Origin of the sequence: Citrobacter sp. CK180 (assembly GCF_030333655.1) — a bacterium.
Taxonomy (GTDB): Bacteria; Pseudomonadota; Gammaproteobacteria; order Enterobacterales; family Enterobacteriaceae; genus Citrobacter_B; species Citrobacter_B koseri.
The window spans coordinates 183243-204430 of record NZ_JAOWFM010000054.1 but is presented as its reverse complement, the minus strand read 5'-3'; the positions used below and the strand labels follow the sequence as shown (position 1 = coordinate 204430).

The 21188-nt window shown below is 51.0% G+C and carries 21 protein-coding genes; 9 read left to right on the top strand and 12 right to left on the bottom strand.

Going from position 1 to position 21188, the window contains the following annotated elements; all coding sequences use genetic code 11:
* Positions 1 to 8: 8 nt before the first annotated feature.
* The 3 genes from OGV50_RS17690 to yciA all read left to right on the top strand — a co-directional run bounded on the left by OGV50_RS17690 (position 9) and on the right by yciA (position 1879).
* On the top strand, positions 9 to 752 hold the full coding sequence (locus OGV50_RS17690) for a YciC family protein (protein ID WP_012132212.1): 744 nt from the start codon (positions 9 to 11) through the stop codon (positions 750 to 752).
* A 55-nt stretch (positions 753 to 807) separates the two neighbouring features.
* The gene (locus OGV50_RS17685) at positions 808 to 1347 is read left to right on the top strand and encodes a septation protein A (protein WP_012132211.1); all 540 of its coding nucleotides are present in this window, start codon (positions 808 to 810) and stop codon (positions 1345 to 1347) included.
* A 130-nt stretch (positions 1348 to 1477) separates the two neighbouring features.
* Complete coding sequence (gene yciA, locus OGV50_RS17680) at positions 1478 to 1879, top strand: acyl-CoA thioester hydrolase YciA (protein WP_286488669.1); 402 nt, start codon at positions 1478 to 1480, stop codon at positions 1877 to 1879.
* Positions 1880 to 1936: 57 nt separating this feature from the next.
* On the opposite strand, the gene tonB is transcribed toward yciA, so the two are convergent.
* Positions 1937 to 2653 carry a TonB system transport protein TonB gene (gene tonB, locus OGV50_RS17675; RefSeq protein WP_200090981.1) on the bottom strand — a complete coding sequence of 239 codons (717 nt, stop codon included), beginning with the start codon at positions 2651 to 2653 and terminating at the stop codon, positions 1937 to 1939.
* Between the two features lie 224 nt (positions 2654 to 2877).
* Between tonB and OGV50_RS17670 the strand changes: the two genes are divergently transcribed.
* On the top strand, positions 2878 to 3174 hold the full coding sequence (locus tag OGV50_RS17670; RefSeq protein ID WP_047463520.1) for a YciI family protein: 297 nt from the start codon (positions 2878 to 2880) through the stop codon (positions 3172 to 3174).
* Positions 3175 to 3224: 50 nt separating this feature from the next.
* Here the strand turns inward: OGV50_RS17670 and OGV50_RS17665 are convergent, their stop codons facing one another.
* Positions 3225 to 3398, bottom strand: coding sequence for a YciY family protein (locus OGV50_RS17665; RefSeq protein ID WP_012132207.1), 174 nt, complete (start codon positions 3396 to 3398; stop codon positions 3225 to 3227).
* A 142-nt stretch (positions 3399 to 3540) separates the two neighbouring features.
* On the opposite strand from OGV50_RS17665, the gene cls reads away from it, so the two are divergent.
* Both cls and OGV50_RS17655 read left to right on the top strand, forming a co-directional pair.
* Positions 3541 to 5001: a cardiolipin synthase gene (gene cls / locus OGV50_RS17660; RefSeq protein ID WP_012132206.1), complete on the top strand. Its 1461-nt coding sequence runs from the start codon at positions 3541 to 3543 to the stop codon at positions 4999 to 5001.
* Positions 5002 to 5035: 34 nt separating this feature from the next.
* Positions 5036 to 5365 carry an HI1450 family dsDNA-mimic protein gene (locus tag OGV50_RS17655; RefSeq protein ID WP_012132205.1) on the top strand — a complete coding sequence of 110 codons (330 nt, stop codon included), beginning with the start codon at positions 5036 to 5038 and terminating at the stop codon, positions 5363 to 5365.
* A gap of 64 nt (positions 5366 to 5429) precedes the next feature.
* Here the strand turns inward: OGV50_RS17655 and oppF are convergent, their stop codons facing one another.
* The 6 genes from oppF to OGV50_RS17625 all read right to left on the bottom strand — a co-directional run bounded on the left by oppF (position 5430) and on the right by OGV50_RS17625 (position 12473).
* A complete protein-coding gene (gene oppF, locus OGV50_RS17650; RefSeq protein ID WP_012132204.1) occupies positions 5430 to 6434 on the bottom strand; it encodes a murein tripeptide/oligopeptide ABC transporter ATP-binding protein OppF in 1005 nt (334 codons plus the stop codon).
* Positions 6431 to 7444, bottom strand: coding sequence for a murein tripeptide/oligopeptide ABC transporter ATP-binding protein OppD (gene oppD, locus OGV50_RS17645; protein WP_012132203.1), 1014 nt, complete (start codon positions 7442 to 7444; stop codon positions 6431 to 6433). Before oppD ends, oppF begins: the two co-directional genes overlap by 4 nt.
* Before the next feature lie 11 nt (positions 7445 to 7455).
* Positions 7456 to 8364 carry an oligopeptide ABC transporter permease OppC gene (gene oppC, locus OGV50_RS17640; protein ID WP_115626731.1) on the bottom strand — a complete coding sequence of 303 codons (909 nt, stop codon included), beginning with the start codon at positions 8362 to 8364 and terminating at the stop codon, positions 7456 to 7458.
* A 14-nt stretch (positions 8365 to 8378) separates the two neighbouring features.
* Entirely contained in the window at positions 8379 to 9299 is a 921-nt protein-coding gene (gene oppB, locus OGV50_RS17635) for an oligopeptide ABC transporter permease OppB (RefSeq protein ID WP_012132201.1), read from the bottom strand.
* A 123-nt stretch (positions 9300 to 9422) separates the two neighbouring features.
* Positions 9423 to 11054, bottom strand: a complete 1632-nt coding sequence (gene oppA / locus OGV50_RS17630) for an oligopeptide ABC transporter substrate-binding protein OppA (protein WP_012132200.1) — start codon at positions 11052 to 11054, stop codon at positions 9423 to 9425.
* A gap of 771 nt (positions 11055 to 11825) precedes the next feature.
* The gene (locus OGV50_RS17625) at positions 11826 to 12473 is read right to left on the bottom strand and encodes a YchE family NAAT transporter (RefSeq protein ID WP_024130298.1); all 648 of its coding nucleotides are present in this window, start codon (positions 12471 to 12473) and stop codon (positions 11826 to 11828) included.
* A gap of 477 nt (positions 12474 to 12950) precedes the next feature.
* Between OGV50_RS17625 and adhE the strand changes: the two genes are divergently transcribed.
* The gene (adhE, locus tag OGV50_RS17620) at positions 12951 to 15626 is read left to right on the top strand and encodes a bifunctional acetaldehyde-CoA/alcohol dehydrogenase (protein ID WP_047463440.1); all 2676 of its coding nucleotides are present in this window, start codon (positions 12951 to 12953) and stop codon (positions 15624 to 15626) included.
* Positions 15627 to 15792: 166 nt separating this feature from the next.
* Here the strand turns inward: adhE and tdk are convergent, their stop codons facing one another.
* Positions 15793 to 16410: a thymidine kinase gene (gene tdk, locus OGV50_RS17615; protein WP_012132197.1), complete on the bottom strand. Its 618-nt coding sequence runs from the start codon at positions 16408 to 16410 to the stop codon at positions 15793 to 15795.
* A gap of 541 nt (positions 16411 to 16951) precedes the next feature.
* Here tdk and hns point away from each other — a divergent pair.
* On the top strand, positions 16952 to 17365 hold the full coding sequence (gene hns, locus OGV50_RS17610) for a histone-like nucleoid-structuring protein H-NS (RefSeq protein WP_012132196.1): 414 nt from the start codon (positions 16952 to 16954) through the stop codon (positions 17363 to 17365).
* Between the two features lie 126 nt (positions 17366 to 17491).
* Here hns and galU read toward each other — a convergent pair whose 3' ends face one another.
* The 3 genes from galU to rssA all read right to left on the bottom strand — a co-directional run bounded on the left by galU (position 17492) and on the right by rssA (position 20611).
* Complete coding sequence (galU, locus tag OGV50_RS17605; protein ID WP_012132194.1) at positions 17492 to 18400, bottom strand: UTP--glucose-1-phosphate uridylyltransferase GalU; 909 nt, start codon at positions 18398 to 18400, stop codon at positions 17492 to 17494.
* A 201-nt stretch (positions 18401 to 18601) separates the two neighbouring features.
* On the bottom strand, positions 18602 to 19615 hold the full coding sequence (rssB, locus tag OGV50_RS17600; RefSeq protein WP_012132193.1) for a two-component system response regulator RssB: 1014 nt from the start codon (positions 19613 to 19615) through the stop codon (positions 18602 to 18604).
* A gap of 90 nt (positions 19616 to 19705) precedes the next feature.
* On the bottom strand, positions 19706 to 20611 hold the full coding sequence (gene rssA, locus OGV50_RS17595; protein WP_012132192.1) for a patatin-like phospholipase RssA: 906 nt from the start codon (positions 20609 to 20611) through the stop codon (positions 19706 to 19708).
* 111 nt (positions 20612 to 20722) lie between these two features.
* Here rssA and OGV50_RS17590 point away from each other — a divergent pair, with 111 nt between their 5' ends.
* Positions 20723 to 21178 carry a YchJ family protein gene (locus OGV50_RS17590; RefSeq protein WP_115182331.1) on the top strand — a complete coding sequence of 152 codons (456 nt, stop codon included), beginning with the start codon at positions 20723 to 20725 and terminating at the stop codon, positions 21176 to 21178.
* Positions 21179 to 21188 lie beyond the last annotated feature (10 nt).

Below are 21188 nucleotides of genomic sequence, written 5' to 3'. Positions count from 1 at the left end.
GAGAGTGCATGTCTATCACGGCGAAGTCCGTTTACCGTGACACGGGGAACTTTTTCCGTAATCAATTTGTAACCATCTTGCTGGTTTCGTTGCTGTGCGCATTTATTACGGTGGTTTTAGGTCATGCCTTTTCCCCCAGCGATGCCCAAATCGCGCAACTCAGTGAAGGGGACCATCTGACCGGTAGCGTCGGCCTGTTCGATCTGGTGCAGAACATGACGCCGGAACAGCAGCAAATATTATTACGGGCTTCAGCGGCATCAACATTTTCAGGACTCATTGGCAATGCGATCCTGGCAGGGGGCGTTTTGCTGATGATCCAGCTGATTTCCGCCGGTCATCGGGTCAGCGCATTACGTGCTATCGGTGCCAGCGCGCCGGTTTTACCTAAATTGTTTGTCCTGATTTTTCTGACTACCCTGTTAGTGCAAATCGGTATTATGCTGATTGTCGTACCGGGGATTTTGATGGCGATTCTGCTGGCGCTTGCGCCGGTGATGCTGGTTCAGGACAAGATGGGCGTATTTGCCGCCATGCGCAACAGTATGCGTCTGGCGTGGTCTAATATGCGACTGGTCGCTCCGGCGGTGATCGGCTGGTTACTGGCGAAAACGCTCTTGCTGCTGTTTGCCCCCAGCTTTGCAGCGCTGACGCCGAATGTTGGCGCAGTGTTGGCGAATACGCTGAGCAATTTGATTTCCGCCATATTGCTCATCTATTTGTTCCGCCTGTATATGTTGATTCGCCAATAACCCTGAACGTGTTAAGGGCCGGTTTGCCCAAAACTTTTGATTACGGAATCGAAGAATGAAGCAGTTTCTTGATTTTTTACCGCTGGTTGTCTTTTTTGCTTTTTATAAGCTGTACGACATCTATGCGGCGACCTCCGCCCTGATTGTCGCGACAGCCATTGTGTTGATCTACAGTTGGGTTCGCTATCGCAAGGTCGAAAAGATGGCGTTGATCACTTTCGTTCTGGTTGCCGTGTTCGGCGGCCTGACCATTTTCTTCCACAACGATGAGTTTATTAAATGGAAGGTGACGGTGATTTACGGCCTGTTTGCCGGTGCGCTGCTGATAAGCCAGTGGGTCATGAAAAAGCCGCTGATTCAACGCATGTTAGGGAAAGAACTGACGTTGCCGCAGCCGGTCTGGTCTAAGCTGAACCTGGCATGGGCCGTATTTTTCATCCTCTGCGGGCTCGCCAATATCTACATCGCGTTTTGGCTGCCGCAAAACATCTGGGTCAACTTCAAAGTGTTCGGTTTAACCGCGCTGACGCTGATTTTTACCCTTCTGAGCGGGGTCTACATTTACCGCCATCTGCCGCAGGAAGATAAATCCTGAGTTCTGTTTGCCAGACCGTCTGGTCTGGCATCCCCTTCACGCCAGCCTGGCGCACGTTTCCCCTCTGTTCTCCCTGCGCAAATCATAGTAGCATTCGCGCCTGAAATCTTTCTTCACAGTCGGTTCTACAATGACAACAACAAATAACGCTCCTCAGGGCGAACTGGTTTTACGCACGCTGGCCATGCCCGCCGATACCAATGCTAACGGCGATATTTTTGGCGGCTGGCTCATGTCACAAATGGATATTGGCGGCGCGATTCAGGCTAAAGAAATTGCTCATGGTCGCGTAGTGACCGTGCGCGTTGAGGGAATGAGTTTTCTGCGCCCTGTCGCCGTAGGCGACGTCGTATGCTGTTATGCCCGCTGCGTTAAACGCGGCACAACGTCTGTCAGCATTAATATTGAAGTGTGGGTGAAAAAGGTGGCGTCAGAGCCAATCGGCCAGCGTTATAAAGCAACCGAGGCGCTGTTCATCTATGTGGCGGTAGACAGTGACGGTAAACCTCGCCCGCTGCTGGTTCAGGCATGAATTACCGGATAAGGCGGTGCGCCGCCTTATCCGCTCTACGATTTAAGGGGATCGCGATTACTCGATCTGCGTGGTGCCGTTCAGACGGAAGATGATATTAACCACTAAGCCCGACCCCGGTTTCCCTGCTTCATAGCGCCATCTGCGCATCGCGTTTTTCACTTCACGCTCAAACATGTTCGCTGGCTGAGCGGAAAGCACCTGAACATTCTCCACTCGCCCGTCCGAGGTGACGTCGAATTTCACTTTCACGCGGCCTTCAATACGCAACGCTTGCGCTCGTGCCGGATACTGCGGCTGGTTGCGGCTCAATGCGCGAGGCCCCGCAGGAACACTGACGGCCGGTTTGCTGGTTGCCGCTGCGGTATTCGTTGTCGGACGTGACGGCGCCGTATTTTCAAACGGTGCGGCCGGGCGCGGTTCAGCAGGCTTAACATCACGTTTAGGCTGCTCCTGAACCTTTTTCACCGGTTTAGGTTTTGGCTTCGGCTTAGGTTTCGGCTTCTCAATCACCACCGGCGCCTCTTTTGGCGGCTCAGGAACAGGTTCCGGTTCCGGCTCAGGTTCGACGACGGGTTCCGGCGGCGGCTGAACCGCCTGTGGTGGCTCAAGATCGACAGGCGCGACCATTGTGATTGAGATCGGCTGCGCGGGCGCAGACGGTTCAATAACCTGATGTACCGAGGTATACAGCAGACCCGCCACTACAGCACCATGAATGCCAACGGAAAGTAACGTCGGCCAGGGAAAGCGACGAGGTAAATCAAGGGTCATTGAAGTCATAATCGTTTCAGTTAAAAAACCAGATCTCGATTTTAAATGCAAATAGCAATCATATTCAATAAGACATCACGGTAAGCCGCATTTAAAACGCAATATTACCGCAAAAAGTCCCTGTGTTATGCACGGTCTTAACAAAGTCGTTATCTTTGCGTTGCAGTTGAAAGACCTTTCCAATAACGTAATTAACGACTTTTACCGATTAAGGAGCTCTACCCGTGCTGTATGTCATTTACGCTCAGGATATCGCCGATTCTCTTGAAAAACGTCTTTCCGTCCGCCCTGCCCATCTGGCGCGCCTGCAACTGCTCCATGATGAGGGCCGACTGTTGACCGCAGGCCCTATGCCAGCCGTCGACAGCAACGATCCCGGTGCCGCCGGGTTTACCGGCTCAACCGTGATTGCACAATTCGAATCGCTGGAAGAAGCGCAGTCCTGGGCAGACGCAGACCCGTATGTGGCTGCGGGCGTGTATGCGCAAGTTTCTGTAAAACCGTATAAACAAGTCTTTTAAATCAGGCGGGGTTTGCATTCATGGGCACCGAATACGGTGCCCTGGTTGTATCAGATGCTGTGAATCGCAAACAATAACGTGTTACGTTGATGATTGAGAATGCATTTTCTGATTGAGTGGATACGCATATTACGACGCGATTGTCCTTCAAGCCAACGCGCTTTACGGCGGCTAGCCTGACGTTGCATGCGCCAGCGTCCCACTTCCGTTCTACTACGCTTCATGTTAACTACTCTTACAGTGCCAGAGCAGGCATTATACCCTCTCGTCAGGAGCAGACCAGCGCTTTTCCGGTGTTTTTATTTGCCAGATGAAGCCTGATGCGTAAACTCTTAACAATACGCTTTCAAAAGGATTTTTAAATTTATGACAACCTTCTACACAGTGGTGAGTTGGCTGGTCATTCTGGGGTACTGGATACTTATTGCCGGTGTGACGTTACGTATTTTAATGAAACGACGCGCCGTTCCCTCCGCGATGGCCTGGCTCTTAATCATCTATATTCTGCCGCTGGTAGGGATTATTGCTTATTTATCATTCGGCGAGCTGCATTTAGGGAAACGCCGCGCCGAACGCGCCAGAGCGATGTGGCCGTCCACCGCTAAGTGGCTGAACGACCTCAAAGCCTGTAAACACATTTTCGCCGAAGAGAACAGCAGCGTCGCTTCGTCACTGTTTAAGCTGTGTGAACGACGCCAGGGAATCGCTGGCGTTAAAGGCAATCAGCTGCAACTGCTGACCGACTCTGACGATGTGATGCAGGCGCTTATCCGCGACATTCAACTGGCGCGCCATAACATTGAGATGGTGTTCTACATCTGGCAGCCCGGCGGCATGGCGGATCAGGTTGCAGAGTCGCTGATGGCGGCGGCGCGACGCGGCATTCATTGCCGTCTGATGCTGGACTCCGCCGGGAGCGTGGCCTTTTTCCGCAGCCCGTGGGCGGCCATGATGCGTAACGCCGGAATTGAAGTGGTTGAGGCGCTGAAAGTCAATCTGATGCGTGTCTTTCTGCGCCGTATGGATTTGCGTCAGCACCGCAAGATGGTGATGATTGATAACTACATCGCCTATACCGGCAGCATGAATATGGTTGATCCGCGTTTCTTCAAACAGGACGCCGGCGTGGGACAATGGGTTGATCTGATGGCAAGAATGGAAGGCCCGGTAGCGACCGCAATGGGGATTGTCTACTCCTGCGACTGGGAAATCGAAACGGGTAAACGCATCCTGCCACCGCCTCCAGACGTCAATATCATGCCGTTTGAGCAGGCCAGCGGACACACCATTCATACTATCGCCTCAGGGCCAGGCTTCCCGGAAGATCTGATTCACCAGGCGCTGCTGACGGCAGCCTATTCCGCTCGTGAATATCTGATCATGACAACGCCCTATTTCGTCCCCAGCGACGATTTATTGCACGCGATCTGCACGGCGGCGCAGCGCGGCGTGGATGTCAGCATCATCCTGCCGCGTAAAAATGACTCCATGCTGGTCGGCTGGGCCAGCCGCGCCTTTTTCACTGAGCTGCTGGCCGCCGGAGTCAAAATCTATCAGTTTGAAGGTGGATTGTTGCACACCAAGAGCGTGCTGGTGGATGGCGAGCTGAGTCTGGTTGGCACCGTGAACCTGGATATGCGCAGCCTGTGGTTAAATTTTGAAATCACGCTGGTGATTGACGACGCCGGATTCGGCGGCGATCTGGCTGCGGTTCAGGATGATTATATTTCACGTTCTCGCCTGCTTGATGCCCGCCTGTGGGTAAAACGGCCATTATGGCAGCGGATTACTGAGCGACTGTTTTACTTCTTCAGTCCGTTGCTGTAAAACGTGCCCAAGAGATGGTAAACGGGTAGTCATTATGGAAATGGATCTGAACAATCGCCTGACTGAAGATGAAACGCTTGAGCAGGCTTATGATATTTTTCTCGAACTGGCGGCAGATAATCTCGATCCGGCAGATATTATTCTGTTCAATTTACAGTTCGAAGAGCGCGGCGGCGCGGAGTTATTCGATCCGTCAGAAGACTGGCAGGAACACGTTGATTTTGACCTCAACCCTGACTTTTTTGCCGAAGTCGTGATTGGCCTGGCGGATAGCGAAGACGGTGAAATTAACGATATTTTTGCCCGTGTGCTGTTATGCCGCGAAAAAGATCACAAACTTTGCCATATCCTTTGGCGTGAATAAGAAAGACGTCGAGCGATCGGGCCAGTGCCAAAAAAAAGGGCTGACATCATGTCAGCCCTTAAATTTATAGCGGGTCCACCTTCAGGCAGGAAACCGCATGCCTGAAACTGCCCTCCAGCACCGGTCGGGTTTTCGCACATTCTGGCCCGGCAATCGGGCAACGCGTGCGGAAAACACACCCCGACGGTGGATTGATGGGTGACGGTAATTCTCCTTCCAGCAACTGAATCGTCTTGTTCTTTTCCAGATCGGGGTCGGGAATCGGCACGGCGGACATCAGCGCTTTGGTATAAGGGTGCAGCGGATTGTGATACACCTCATCGTAGGTTCCCAATTCCACCGCATGACCCAGGTACATCACCAGCACACGATCGGAAATATGCTTCACCACCGCCAGATCGTGAGCGATGAAGATCAGCGATAACCCCATTTCACGCTGTAGCTGTTGCAGCAGATTCACCACCTGCGCCTGAATCGATACGTCCAGCGCCGAAACCGGCTCATCGCAAATAATCAGCTTCGGCTCCAGGATCAGAGCACGCGCGATACCAATACGCTGGCACTGGCCGCCGGAAAACTCATGCGGGTAACGGTTAATCAGATTCGGCAGCAGCCCCACCTTCATCATCATCGCTTTCACCCGATCGCGCACTTCCTGGCGCGGCAATTTGGGATGATAAGTGCGTAATGGTTCAGCGATGATTTCTCCAATGGTCATGCGTGGGTTCAATGACGCCAGCGGGTCCTGGAAAATCATCTGAATATCGCTGCGTACGTCCCGCCATTCATCAGGTTTCATCCCCAGCAGATCTTTCCCTAACCACGCCACGCGGCCATCGGTTGCTTTCACCAGACCAATAATCGCTCGCGCAAAGGTCGATTTACCGCAGCCGGATTCCCCAACCACCCCCAGCGTTTCACCTTCATACAATCGCAGCGTAACGCCATCGACCGCTTTCAGGGTTTTCGCCGGCTGCCAGAACCACTGTTTGCCATCTTTGATATCGAAATGCACTTTGAGATCGGCAATTTCGAGGAGCACTTTTCTCTCCTGGGTCACAGCATTCATACCAGCTCCTCCACCGGTTTAAAGCAGGCGCGCAAACGCCCCGGACTGAACTCCTCCAGGGGTGGAGTTGAACTGCAAATCTCCATCGCATACGGGCAACGCGGCTGGAATGGACACCCTTTAGGCAAGCGCAGCAAGTTCGGCGGGTTGCCCGGAATGGTCAGCATCGTTTCCCCTTCGGCATCCAGACGCGGAACCGCATTAAGCAAACCGATAGAATACGGATGAACAGGCTGGTAAAAGACGTCGCGCGCCTTGCCGTATTCCATCGTACGCCCGGCGTACATCACCAGCACCTTATCGCAAATACCGGCCACGACGCCAAGGTCGTGCGTAATCATGATAATCGCCGTGTTAAATTCGCGTTTCAGTTCATTAAGCAACGTCATGATCTGCGCCTGAACGGTCACGTCCAGCGCGGTTGTCGGTTCATCCGCAATCAGTAATTTCGGCCGACACAGCAGCGCCATCGCAATCATCACACGCTGGCGCATCCCGCCGGAAAACTCATGCGGATACATCTTCATCCGTTTCCGCGCTTCCGGCATTTTCACCGCGTCCAGCATTCTGACAGACTCTTCAAACGCTTCGGCCTTGCTCATACCTTTATGCAGCATCAGCACTTCCATTAACTGCTCGCCAACCCGCATATACGGGTTAAGAGAGGTCATTGGGTCCTGAAAAATCATTGAGATTTGTTCAGCGCGCAGCCTGTTGAGTTCACGCTCCGGCAGGTTGAGAATTTCGCGGCCGTTAAACGTCGCAGAACCACCAATGCGGCCATTCGCCGCCAGCAGCCCCATCAACGCAAACGCCGTTTGCGATTTGCCTGAACCTGACTCGCCAACAATGCCTAAGGTCTCCCCGGCACGCAGCGTAAAGTTCAGGTCGTTTACGGCCGTCACATCGCCGTCGGGTGTACTAAACGTCACGCGAAGATCTTTCACGTCCAGCAGTGCGTTAGCCCGTTGTTGCGCGAGTGGCGCGGTTGAGGTTTCAATTACGCTCATGGCTGCACTCCTTAACGATCTTTCGGGTCGAGGGCGTCACGCAGGCCATCGCCGATAAAGTTAAAACAGAATAAGGTCACAACGAGAAAACACGCCGGGAACAGCAGCAACCAGGGAGAGACCTCCATAGAGTTCGCACCATCGCTCAACAATGCGCCCCAACTGCTCAGCGGCTCCTGCGTCCCTAAACCCAGAAAGCTGAGGAAGGATTCAAACAGGATCATGCTCGGCACCAGCAGCGATGCATAAACCACCACCACGCCCAGCACGTTCGGCACAATATGACGCACAACAATGCTGACCGTTGAAACCCCGCCAACCTGCGCCGCTTCGATAAACTCTTTGCGTTTCAGGCTTAACGTCTGCCCGCGAACGATACGCGCCATATCCAGCCAGGAGACCATCCCGATCGCCACAAAAATCAGCAGGATGTTTTGGCCGAAGAAGGTCACCAGCAAAATGACGAAGAACATAAACGGAAAGGAGTTGAGGATTTCCAGCAGACGCATCATTACGGAGTCAATTTTGCCGCCAAGATAGCCGGACAGCGACCCGTACAGCGTACCGACAACCACCGCCACCAACGCGGCAGCAATGCCGACCATCAGCGAGATTCGCCCGCCTATCGCCACACGAACCAGCAGATCGCGACCGGAGGAGTCCGTACCAAAATAGTGGCCCGACTCCATATCCGGCGCGCTGGACATCATGCCCCAGTCCGTATCGAAATAGGTGAACTGTGACAGCATCGGCGCCAGTGTGACAAACAGCGCGATGGTGACCAGAACGATAAGGCTGGCCACCGCTGCGCGGTTATGCATAAAACGACGGCGAGCATCCTGCCACAGGCTGCGCCCTTCAACCTCCAGCTTCTCACTGAAATTCTCCAGCGTCTCGCTGTTTTTCTTACTTAACATCATAGCGAGCTCCAGTATCAGTAACGAATTTTCGGGTCGATAACGGCGTACAGCACATCGACAATCGCATTAAACAGAATGGTGAGCGTACCGACGAGAATGGTCAGACTCAGCACCAGCGAATAGTCACGGTTCAGCGCCCCGTTCACGAAAAGTTGCCCGATACCCGGCAAACCATAAATCGTCTCGATAACCATTGAACCCGTAATGATACCGACAAAGGCCGGGCCCATATAAGACAGTACGGGTAACAACGCCGGTTTTAAGGCATGACGGAAGATAATCCGGCGCATCGGCAAACCTTTTGCGCGCGCGGTACGGATAAAGTTGGAGTGCAACACTTCAATCATGGAGCCACGGGTAATACGGGCGATACTGGCGATATAGGCGAGCGACAGTGCGACCATCGGCAGAATCATAAATTTCAGCGCCCCGCCATTCCAGCCGCCGCCGGGCAGCCATTTTAAGGTGATGGCAAATATCATGACTAATAAGGGGGCGACCACGAAACTGGGAATCACGACCCCGGTCATTGCCACCCCCATCACCGTATAATCCCAGCGCGTATTTTGTTTCAGCGCCGCAATCACGCCCGCGCTCACGCCAATAATCACGGCAAGGAAAAAGGCGGCTGCACCCAGCTTCGCCGAAACCGGGAAACTCGACGCCACCAGATCGTTGACCGTATAGTCCTTATATTTAAACGAAGGCCCAAAATCGCCATGCGCCAGTTGTTTCAGATAGCTGAAGTACTGCGTCATGATGGGATCATTAAGATGGTATTTCGCTTCGATATTCGCCAGCACTTCCGGTGGTAATGCGCGCTCTCCGGTGAAAGGGCTTCCCGGTGCGAGACGCATCATAAAGAACGAAATCGTAATAAGTATAAAAAGCGTCGGAATCGCTTCCAGACAGCGACGTAAAATAAATTTTAACATTGCCCGTACCTTCTGGCGTGTGCCTTTACATCTCGTCATTCAGACGCACTGAAAGAGAGATGTTTATAGTGCGATGAAAATAAGACACTGTGGGGCAAAACACATTTGCCCCACGCTTTGCCATTAATGCTTGATAATATACAAGTTCTTAACGTAGATATTATCCATCGGGTCTTTACCGGTATAGCCGCCTACCCACGGTTTCACCAGACGCGCGTTCACATAGTAATAGAGCGGCACAATCGCAGAATCTTTATCAAGCTGCTGTTCCGCTTTGGCATACAACTCGGTGCGTTGCGCTTCGTCGGTCACTTTCAGCGTGTCGGCAATCAGCTTGTCAAACTCCGGGCTCTTATAGTGAGCGGTGTTGTTTGAGCTGTCGGACAGCATGGTGTTCAGGAAGGACGTCGGTTCATTGTAGTCTGCACACCAGCCCGCACGCGCGACATCAAACGTCCCCTGATGACGGGTATCAAGGAAGGTTTTCCACTCCTGGTTTTCCAGCTTCACGTTGGCGCCCAGGTTTTTCTTCCAGATTGATGCGACCGCGATCGCCAGTTTTTTATGCAGATCGGAGGTGTTGTACAGCAGGTCAAACGTTAACGGCTTATCGGCGGTATAACCGGCTTCCGCCAGCAGTTTTTTCGCTTCTTCGTTACGTTTTTCCTGTGACCATGTGAACCACTCAGGCTCGACCAGTTTCGCGCCATCGGTATACGGAGGGGTGTAGCTGTAGGCTGGCAAATCGCCCTGGTTCTTCACTTTATTAACGATAATGTCGCGATCCATCGCCAGTTTCAGCGCGGTGCGAACGCGCACGTCGTTAAACGGCGCTTTCTGGTTATTAATTTCGTAATAGTAAGTGCACAGATACGGGTCAACGCGCACTTCATTTGGGATCTCTTTTTTCAGCTTCTGGAATAACTCAATCGGCATGTTGTTATAGGTCATGTCGATTTCACCGCTGCGGTAGCGGTTCACATCAGTTACTTCAGAAGAGATTGGCAGATAAGTCACCTGGTTGATAACCGTTTTATCGTTATCCCAGTACTGGGTATTACGTTCCAGAACAATCCGCTCGTTGACGACCCAGTTTTTGAGTTTATACGCGCCGTTGGTCACGATATTCGCAGGTTGGGTCCATTTCTCGCCAAATTTTTCCACAGCCGCTTTAGGAACCGGAGAAACGGACGGGTGAACCAACAGTTTGTAGAAATAAGGCACCGGTTCGCTCAGCGTCACTTCGAACGTATTATCGTCGATGGCTTTTACGCCGAGATCGGTCGCCGGTTTTTTGCCCGCAATAATGTCATCGATATTCGCGATGTGCCCGTATTGCAAATAGCTGGCATACGGTGATGCGGTGTTCGGATTCGCCAGGCGCTGCCAGCTATATACGAAATCGTGCGCGGTCACAGGCGTGCCGTCTGACCATTTTGCGTTTTTACGCAGATGGAATGTCCAGACTTTAAAATCTTTATTTTCCCACTTTTCAGCGACGCCCGGTGACGGGTGGCCTTCAACGTCGCTGATCAGTAAACCTTCAAACAGGTCGCGGCTGACGTTTGACTCCGGGACACCCTCAATTTTATGTGGGTCGAGAGACTGAACTTCAGAACCATTATTGCGAACCAGCGTCTGCTTGTCAGACAGCTGAACACCCGCCGGGACATCTGCGGCCATTGCGACATTCCCGCCGATTAGCGCAGTTAAAATCCCCGCCGCCAGCAAACTTTTTTTTGTGATGTTGGACATTGTGTTTGTACTCCACTCATTATAATTACTGGTTTTCTTAACCAGCCTGTTTAATCCCGTTAGGGTCCTGTACAGCACTGGAGATTTTGCTGCTGCCAGGTCGTTTACTGCTTTGCTATCACCGACTTTATTTATTCTGACGATTCGTACGATCGCCTTACGTCGATTCCGTATCCGCCTCCCCTGTCAGAGACGGACATTTATTCTGTCTGGTGCAAGAAGCTTATTGAAAATAATTCTCATCACCGCAAAATCTTCTGCAAAATATCTGGCCGGAAAGTACCAAATGCGTTTCTTAACCGCCAATACATTTTACAGATTTGTTAACTAATTCTCTTTTACGGAAAAATTGTTGACCAGAAAGACATCTCCAAAAGAGACGTTTAGGAAAAATTATTTGCCCAGTCAATACGTTAACTACTCACCCACAGTCTGACCTCGTTCTGTTGCTGCCGTCAGGCAAAAATGCACATAAATTTAACAATTGGTTATTATTTAGCACATTCATCTGAGAGAGCGTTGAAATAACTAATAACATTTCGATAATCCTTCATCAAGCCCCAGAGTATGATGTTAAGAAAATAACAGGCGGCATAACGGCAGGCGTGAGTGTTATTAGAATAATTTATAATAGAATCAATAACAAAGAGGCATAAACATTATCAGTATCTTTTATTATTTCAACGCTGAATTTCAACTTTAGTGAGAAGATTTACTGATAATGGAAAAGAAACGGAGCCTGAAGCGGCTCCGTTTTATCGGTCAGGATCGTTAATTCAGTAAACCGGGGAAAATCGCTTTAATCCCCGTAACAATGAATTCAATGCCCAATGCCATCAGCAACAAGCCCATAATACGCGTAATGACGTTGATGCCCGTTTGCCCCAATAACCGCACCAGCCAGGGCGCCATGCGGAACACTCCCCAACAACAAAACGCAAACAGAGCGATGGCCACAGAGAAGCCGATTAAATGCATAATGGTGTGGTAACGCGTTCCCCACACAATCGTCGAACTAATGGCCCCCGGCCCTGCCATTAATGGTAAGGCCAGCGGAACCACGCCAATACTTTCGCGAATGGCGGTCTCTGATTTTTCCTGTTTGTTTTGCTTATCTTCACCCAGCTTCCCGCTGATCATCGACATCGCGATCGTCACCACCAGAATCCCACCGGCAATTCTGAACGAATCGATCGAAATGCCGAAGAGTTGCAAAATGCCATCTCCGAGAAAGAGCGAAATCCACAAAATGATGGCTACCGACAGGTTTGCCGTGAGATTTGTTTTGTTGCGCGCCGCTGCCGTCTGGTAGCTGGTCATACTAATAAAGACGGGGATAATCCCCACCGGGTTTACCAGCGCAAATAACCCTATGAAAAACTTGGAATAAACAGGAAAATCAAAAAGCGTTTGGGTCACGGTTAGCTCCGAAACGTTAGCCGGATAAATGATGTCGATAAAAATGGTGAAAAACGCGCTGAAGATACGCCTTTTGTCAGCATATTTCACCTCCTGACTGCTTGAAATTACGACTATTTCTCGGTGTTATAAATATGTGTAGATTATGCTAACTTCACCTCTATTCATCACCACTATTTATTAACACTTGGCGGAAATGGCTCAAATGGGCTGCTGAAAGGTGTCAGCTTTGCTTAAATTTGATCTGGATCACGCAATTACTACTCAGAAGTGAGTAACCTTGCTTACGCCACCTGGAGGTAACGCGTTAGAGTTAGATAACGCTATCGCTTAAGCTCTTTTAGTAAATCAGAGCGAAATGGACGTTAAGTAACCGTTTGATTTTCAGACTGTTATACAAACTTTCGTCAATCTGTCTATACTCTCGTATCGAGCAGATGATTTACTAAAAAAGTTTAACATTATCAGGAGAGCATTATGGCTGTTACTAATGTCGCTGAACTTAACGCACTCGTAGAGCGTGTGAAAAAAGCCCAGCGTGAATATGCCAGTTTCACTCAAGAACAGGTTGACAAAATCTTCCGCGCCGCCGCTCTGGCTGCCGCAGATGCTCGAATTCCCCTCGCTAAGATGGCCGTTGCCGAATCCGGCATGGGTATCATCGAAGATAAAGTGATTAAAAACCACTTCGCCTCCGAATACATCTATAACGCCTATAAAGATGAAAAAACCTGTGGTGTGCTGTCTGAAGACGACACCTTCGGAACTATCACCATTGCTGAACCGATTGGTATCATCTGCGGTATCGTACCGACCACTAACCCGACGTCTACTGCGATATTTAAGTCTCTGATTAGCCTGAAGACGCGTAACGCAATCATCTTCTCTCCACATCCGCGCGCCAAAGATGCAACGAACAAAGCGGCTGACATCGTTTTGCAGGCGGCTATCGCTGCGGGCGCGCCGAAAGACCTGATTGGCTGGATCGATCAACCTTCCGTTGAACTGTCTAACGCGCTGATGCACCACCCTGATATCAACCTGATCCTGGCGACAGGCGGTCCGGGCATGGTTAAAGCTGCATACAGCTCTGGTAAACCGGCTATCGGCGTTGGTGCAGGTAACACGCCGGTTGTTATCGACGAAACAGCAGATATCAAACGTGCGGTGGCTTCCGTACTGATGTCCAAAACTTTCGATAACGGCGTAATCTGTGCATCTGAACAGTCCGTTGTTGTTGTTGACTCCGTTTATGACGCAGTTCGCGAACGTTTCGCCAGCCACGGCGGCTACCTGCTGCAAGGCAAAGAGCTGAAAGCCGTTCAGGACGTTATCCTGAAAAATGGCGCGCTGAACGCGGCTATCGTTGGTCAACCGGCATATAAAATTGCTGAACTGGCAGGCTTCACCGTACCAGAAACCACTAAGATTCTGATCGGCGAAGTAACGGCTGTTGATGATAGCGAACCGTTCGCTCACGAAAAACTGTCTCCGACGCTGGCAATGTATCGCGCTAAAGACTTCGAAGACGCTGTTGATAAAGCAGAAAAACTGGTTGCAATGGGCGGTATCGGTCATACCTCCTGCCTGTACACCGACCAGGACAACCAGCCAGAACGCGTTGCTTACTTCGGTCAGATGATGAAAACCGCGCGTATCCTGATTAACACCCCGGCTTCTCAGGGTGGTATCGGCGACCTGTATAACTTCAAACTCGCACCTTCCCTGACTCTGGGTTGTGGTTCCTGGGGTGGTAACTCCATCTCTGAAAACGTTGGTCCGAAACACCTGATCAACAAGAAAACCGTTGCTAAGCGAGCTGAAAACATGTTGTGGCACAAACTTCCGAAATCTATCTACTTCCGCCGTGGCTCTCTGCCAATCGCGCTGGATGAAGTGATTACTGATGGCCACAAACGTGCGCTCATCGTGACCGACCGTTTCCTGTTCAACAATGGCTATGCTGACCAGATCACCTCCGTGCTGAAAGCGGCTGGCGTTGAAACTGAAGTCTTCTTTGAAGTTGAAGCTGACCCGACGCTGACTATCGTTCGTAAAGGCGCAGAGCTGGCGAACTCCTTCAAACCAGACGTGATCATCGCGCTGGGCGGCGGCTCCCCGATGGATGCGGCGAAAATCATGTGGGTCATGTACGAACATCCTGAAACCCACTTCGAAGAACTGGCGCTGCGCTTTATGGACATCCGTAAACGTATCTACAAGTTCCCGAAAATGGGCGTGAAAGCGAAAATGGTCGCAATCACTACCACTTCCGGTACTGGTTCTGAAGTAACGCCGTTTGCTGTTGTTACCGACGATGCGACCGGTCAGAAATATCCGCTGGCAGACTATGCGCTGACGCCGGATATGGCGATTGTCGATGCGAACCTGGTTATGGACATGCCGAAGTCTCTGTGTGCTTTCGGTGGTCTGGATGCGGTCACTCACGCTCTGGAAGCCTACGTTTCCGTACTGGCATCTGAGTTCTCTGACGGTCAGGCTTTGCAGGCGCTGAAACTGCTGAAAGAAAACCTGCCAGCGTCCTACCACGAAGGGTCTAAAAACCCGGTAGCGCGTGAACGCGTTCACAGTGCAGCGACTATCGCCGGTATCGCGTTTGCGAACGCCTTCCTGGGTGTGTGCCACTCTATGGCGCATAAACTGGGTTCTCAGTTCCACATTCCGCACGGTCTGGCAAACGCCCTGCTGATTTGTAACGTTATCCGTTACAACGCGAACGACAACCCGACCAAGCAGACTGCGTTCAGCCAGTATGACCGTCCGCAGGCTCGCCGTCGCTATGCAGAAATCGCCGACCATCTGGGTCTGAGCGCACCGGGCGACCGTACTGCCGCTAAGATCGAGAAACTGCTGGCATGGCTGGAAAGTGTGAAAGCGGAACTGGGTATTCCTAAGTCTATCCGTGAAGCTGGCGTGCAGGAAGCTGACTTCCTGGCTCATGTAGACAAGCTGTCTGAAGATGCATTCGATGACCAGTGCACCGGCGCTAACCCGCGTTACCCGCTGATCTCCGAGCTGAAACAGATTCTGCTGGATACCTACTACGGCCGTGAATTCACTGAAGGTGAAGTTGCTGCGAAGAAAGAAGCTGCCGCACCGAAAGCTGACAAGAAAGCGAAGAAATCTGCTTAATTCGTTAGCCCAGGCGACATTCTGAAAAAGCCCCCGTCTTCGGGGGCTTTTTTTTTTGCCTGATGGCGGCACAAGCGCCTTATCAGGCCTACAGGTTCTGCGTAATGTTGTAGGGGTCGCCGGATGGCGGCACAAGTGCCTTATCCGGCCTACAGAACGCGTGCAATCACGCGTGGCGGTGTTTCTCCTGAATCGACGTCAGGGAGCCTTCGGCAAGGGCTTCTTTGTAATGCTTGCGGCATACAGAGACATAACGCTCGTTCCCACCAATCACAACCTGCTCCCCTTCATTATAAGGTCTGCCAGCCTGATCAAGACGCAATACCATGCTTGCCTTACGGCCACAAAAACAGATTGTCTTTAATTCGACGAGTTTATCTGACCACGCGAGTAAGTATTGGCTGCCGCCAAATAACTCGCCACGAAAATCAGTACGCAACCCGTAACACAACACCGGAATATCCAGTTGGTCAACAACCTCAGATAATTCGTACACCTGCTGGCGAGTCAAAAACTGACACTCATCAACCAGAACGCAATGTATTGTCTGTTGCGCATTCTCGGTGCGAATCTCTTCAAACAACGATGAATTTTGGTTAAACAATTTTGCTGGCGAGGAGAGACCGATACGCGAACTGACTTTACCGGCGCCGAAGCGGTCATCAATTTCCGCTGTATATACAACGGTACGCATCCCGCGTTCCTGATAATTGTATGAAGATTGCAGCAATGCAGTCGACTTACCCGCATTCATTGCCGAATAGTAGAAATATAGCTGTGCCATTGGCAGCAGGCCCTCACCTGGCTGAAATAAAGATTGGGCGGGATTGTATCATAATTTACCGGCATGTCGGGGGCGCCTCGTCACGCCTCCAGTATAAAGAATTGAGCAAACATCGTTCGGTTATACACATTCCTTCACAAATTGTGCCTAAGATATTCATCAATGCTGCTTATCATCTCATCGCATAACCGGGCGCTCATACTTATTGTTACGCTTCCTCATAAATGTGGCAACGTATTAGGACTTTCCCGTAAGGGAAACTAATACAAAAGGTTGAAATTACTGCAATGACAGCCTATTCCACCCTGATAAAATGTGACTAAAATCCTGGAATTTTAACGTTATGCCATGAGTAACCTCGTTGCCAATAAGCTCTTTTTTGTGCGGTTCTTCAAGAAAAATTTAAGATGGGATAATTAATATCTGTACTTAATAAAGAGCAATTTTGAATTCCTTACATTCCAGGCTATTGCACATCTGAATTTATCGCTCTATTATTAGCTCAACAAACCACCCCCAATATAAGTTTGAGATTACTACAATGAGCGAAGCACTTAAAATTCTGAACAACATCCGTACTCTTCGTGCACAGGCAAGAGAATGTACCCTGGAAACGCTTGAAGAAATGCTGGAAAAATTAGAAGTTGTTGTTAACGAGCGTCGCGAAGAAGAAAGCGCCGCCGCAGCTGAAGTTGAAGAGCGTACCCGTAAACTGCAACAATATCGTGAAATGCTGATTGCCGACGGTATTGATCCGAACGAACTGCTGAATAGCATGGCTGCCGTTAAATCTGGCACTAAAGCTAAACGCGCTGCTCGTCCGGCTAAATATAGCTACGTTGATGAAAACGGTGAAACGAAAACCTGGACTGGCCAGGGTCGTACACCGGCAGTGATCAAAAAAGCGATGGAAGAACAAGGTAAACAACTGGACGATTTCCTGATCAAGGGATAATTCGGAATATGTTTGCTTAAAATCCCGCCAGCGGCGGGATTTTTTTTGCCCTTCCCTCATACCTCGTCTGTTCAGGGCAAAAAAAAACGGCGCTTTAACAGCGCCGCGCCTTTCAGATTATACCGCTTACTTCTTAATACCCAGCTCGTCTTCAAGCCATGCTTTAAATTCAGCGCCCAGAGAATTATGACGGATGCCATATTCAACGAACGCCTGCATGTAACCTAATTTATTACCGCAGTCGTGGCTTTTGCCCTTCATATGGTAGGCTTCGACCGTTTCTTTTTCGATCAGCATATCAATCGCGTCGGTCAGCTGAATTTCGTCGCCCGCTCCCGGAGGGGTTTTCGCCAGCAGAGGCCAGATGTCCGCGCTCAGGACATAACGGCCAACTACCGCGAGATTAGACGGCGCGACATCCGCTTTCGGCTTCTCTACAACGCCAACCATCGGCACGCTTTCGCCCGGTGCCAGCGCCGCGCCTTTGCAATCAACAACGCCGTATGCGGTAACATCTTCAACAGGCTCAACCATAATCTGGCTACAGCCGGTTTCGTCAAAACGACGAATCATTTCAGCAAGGTTATCCTGAGACAGATCGGATTCGTATTCATCCAGAATAACGTCCGGCAGAATCACCGCGACGGGCTCATTACCAACAACAGGATGCGCGCACAATACGGCATGACCCAGGCCTTTCGCCAGTCCCTGACGCACCTGCATAATCGTTACGTGCGGAGGGCAAATAGATTGCACCTCTTCCAGCAGCTGACGCTTAACACGTTTTTCCAGCATGGCTTCCAGTTCGAAACTGGTATCGAAATGGTTTTCGATCGAGTTTTTGGAAGAGTGCGTCACCAGCACAATTTCAGTGATGCCCGCAGCAATACATTCATTCACGACATACTGAATTAATGGCTTATCAACCAGCGGCAGCATCTCTTTCGGGATCGCTTTCGTCGCCGGTAACATCCTGGTTCCTAATCCCGCGACCGGGATAACGGCTTTTTTGACTTTCGAATTTAGGGCAGCCATTTAAAAATCTCCTGGACTGTTCATGTATTGAACGTGTTCATCAATCTGTATCGCATCCGAGTATATCAGCACTGGTACAAGCCTCAGTTCCGAAAAGGACGCGTGTTAGTATAATTAAGACAAATACGTATAATCTGGCGCTGATAGTAGCACCCACAGAGAAAGGCGGGTAAATCAATTTCACTTTGCCTTTTCATTTGCTCATTCCGCAGACAACATAAGACGCAAACGCCCGCCCGCGCCCCAAATTTGGCACTGCCATGACTCGCAGCGTTGGCTTAATTGGTTCAGGTAGGTATTGCCCAATGTGCCCAGCGGAACGCCATTACTGATCTGTACCTGGTGAGAACCGGTATTTAACGTCGCATTCAGGCCTGCTGAAACCAGTATCAAATTTTTAAGACCGCTGTGGTAATAACCCACTAATAGCGGAAACTGTCCCGGCAAATTCGCCTGCCGAAGCAGATGATTGACCTGTTTCAATAACGCCCCCAGTTCCGGCAAACGCTGATTCTGATGAGCGAGCTGTTCCTGCAATAAGCCATTAAATAGCGCCCGCAGTAATAACGCGGCCAGTACGCCATTATCCCCTGCCCGCGTTACGTCGAGGCAATAAAAAGCGAGATCGTTATCAGACAGCGGCGCAATATCCAGCACCAGACCGGGTTTGTCTGCCGCAACAAGTTGGCGGTAATTGATTCGGCAATGCGAAATAACCTGCTGAACCGGAGGTTGCAACTCCTGCAACAGCTTTGCTGCCGCCACCGGGTTATCAACCATCGCATCCCAGTCCCGAAACAGGCGTTCTTCTTCTTCAACCCGAGAGTTAAACATATTGGGATAGAGGCAGGCGAAGACGGTTTCCCGCAGACGATTGAGATCTTTCACTGGCTTTAGCAGGACGTCCTCAACGCCCAGTCGCAGCGCTTTGGCGATATCTGCCATATTTTCTGTCGCCGAGATAACCAGAATGGGGGTCTGATCGCCCCGATTACGTAAATGCTCTACCAGTTTGAGACCGTTCATCCTTGGCATCGCAAGATCGCAGATCATCAGATCAGGCGTAAAACTTCCCAGTAACTCCAGGGCGTCAAGACCATCGCCCGCCAGTGCCGTTGTCGCTCCCAAAGAGGAAAACCACGAATCCAGAAGCGAGCGAAATACAGGCTCGTCCTCCACAATAAGAATCTGTTTTCCGACCAATGGCTGCGTCATGTTTTCTCCCCTGACTGGCTTTAGTAAATAGTGGCATGCTATTGCCGCTCGCGCCTGTCAGAATTTGCTTAAGTGTGTATAAAAGATGCGTTAAACGTCGGTACGCACCAAAGGCAAAAGTTCGTCCATCTTTTTCTCTACCGCCAGTTGTCCCGCAGCAATAGCGGCACTGGCACGGTGGAAGTCCAACGTGGATATTTGCGGACAGAACGGTTGAATCAGAATATCCGGCGGGTCGCCTGCCATTCGGTTGCGTTTAAGGCGGTTTTCCAGCACCTGAATGGACGTTGTCATAATCTCCATCGCCGTTGGCGCGGTGACCGCACGGCGTGAAGTCATGCTGCTGAGGCGCTCTTTCAAACGCGCATGCCAGGAGAGCGAATCATCACTCTCATCGTTATCATTGCTGACATTCAAAGACAGAAGATCTTGCTGCATAAGGTGCGCATCGTGCTGAAGATCGACCGCAATAACAATATCGGCGCCCATCGCACGCGTCAGAGAAACGGGAACAGGGTTAACGACGGCGCCATCCACCAGCCAGTAGCCGTTATGCGCCACCGGAGACATCAGGCCTGGCATACTGCAAGACGCGCGAACCGCAAGGTGCAGGTCGCCTTCGGTAAACCACAATTCTCGCCCTGTACTCAGGTTGGTCGCCACCGTACCAAAACGTCGGGTGCATTGTTCAAAATCCAGTACCGGCATAACGTTCCGGTACTGATTGAAGACGCGCTCGCCGCGCAGCAACCCTCCTCTGCGCCAGGAGAGATCCATCAGGCGCAGGACATCCCAGTAACTGAACGAACACACCCACTGTTCAAGCGCGGGCAGTTTATTGCAGGCGTATGCGGCGCCAACCAGCGAACCAATTGAACATCCCGCCACGATATCGATATCAATGCCCATGTGTTTCAGGGCTTTGATGACACCAATATGCGACCATCCTCTTGCGGCGCCGGAACCTAGCGCCAGCCCTATTTTAATTTTTCTCATCGTACGTAAAAACTTCCCCTGGCTTCCAGACGTAGCAACATCGTCACCACTCGGTTAACATAGCGCTACCCTGGCGTTTGTACGCCGTTTTTTTTATCCAGGGAGATGATTGTGTCTCAGCTTTGTCCCTGCGGTAGCGCTGTCGAGTATAGCCTATGTTGCGGCCCTATTGTGTCCGGTGAGCGAGTTGCACCCGATCCGTCACATCTCATGCGTTCTCGCTACTGCGCTTTTGTGATGAAAGACGCAAATTACCTGATTAGAACCTGGCATCCCGCATGTGGTGCAACCGCCTTTCGGGACGATATTGTCGCGGGGTTCGCCCATACTGAGTGGCTTGGGTTGACCATTTTTGAAGAGAGCGGGTCAGACGCGGAAAACACAGGGTATGTCAGTTTTGTGGCCCGTTTTATCGAACAGGGAACACCCGGCGCGATTATTGAACGTTCGCGTTTCTTAAAAGAAAACGGTCAGTGGTACTATATTGACGGTACGCGCCCCCAGTTTGGTCGAAACGATCCCTGCCCCTGCGGGTCCGGCAAAAAATTTAAAAAGTGCTGCGGCTAAAACGCCTGAC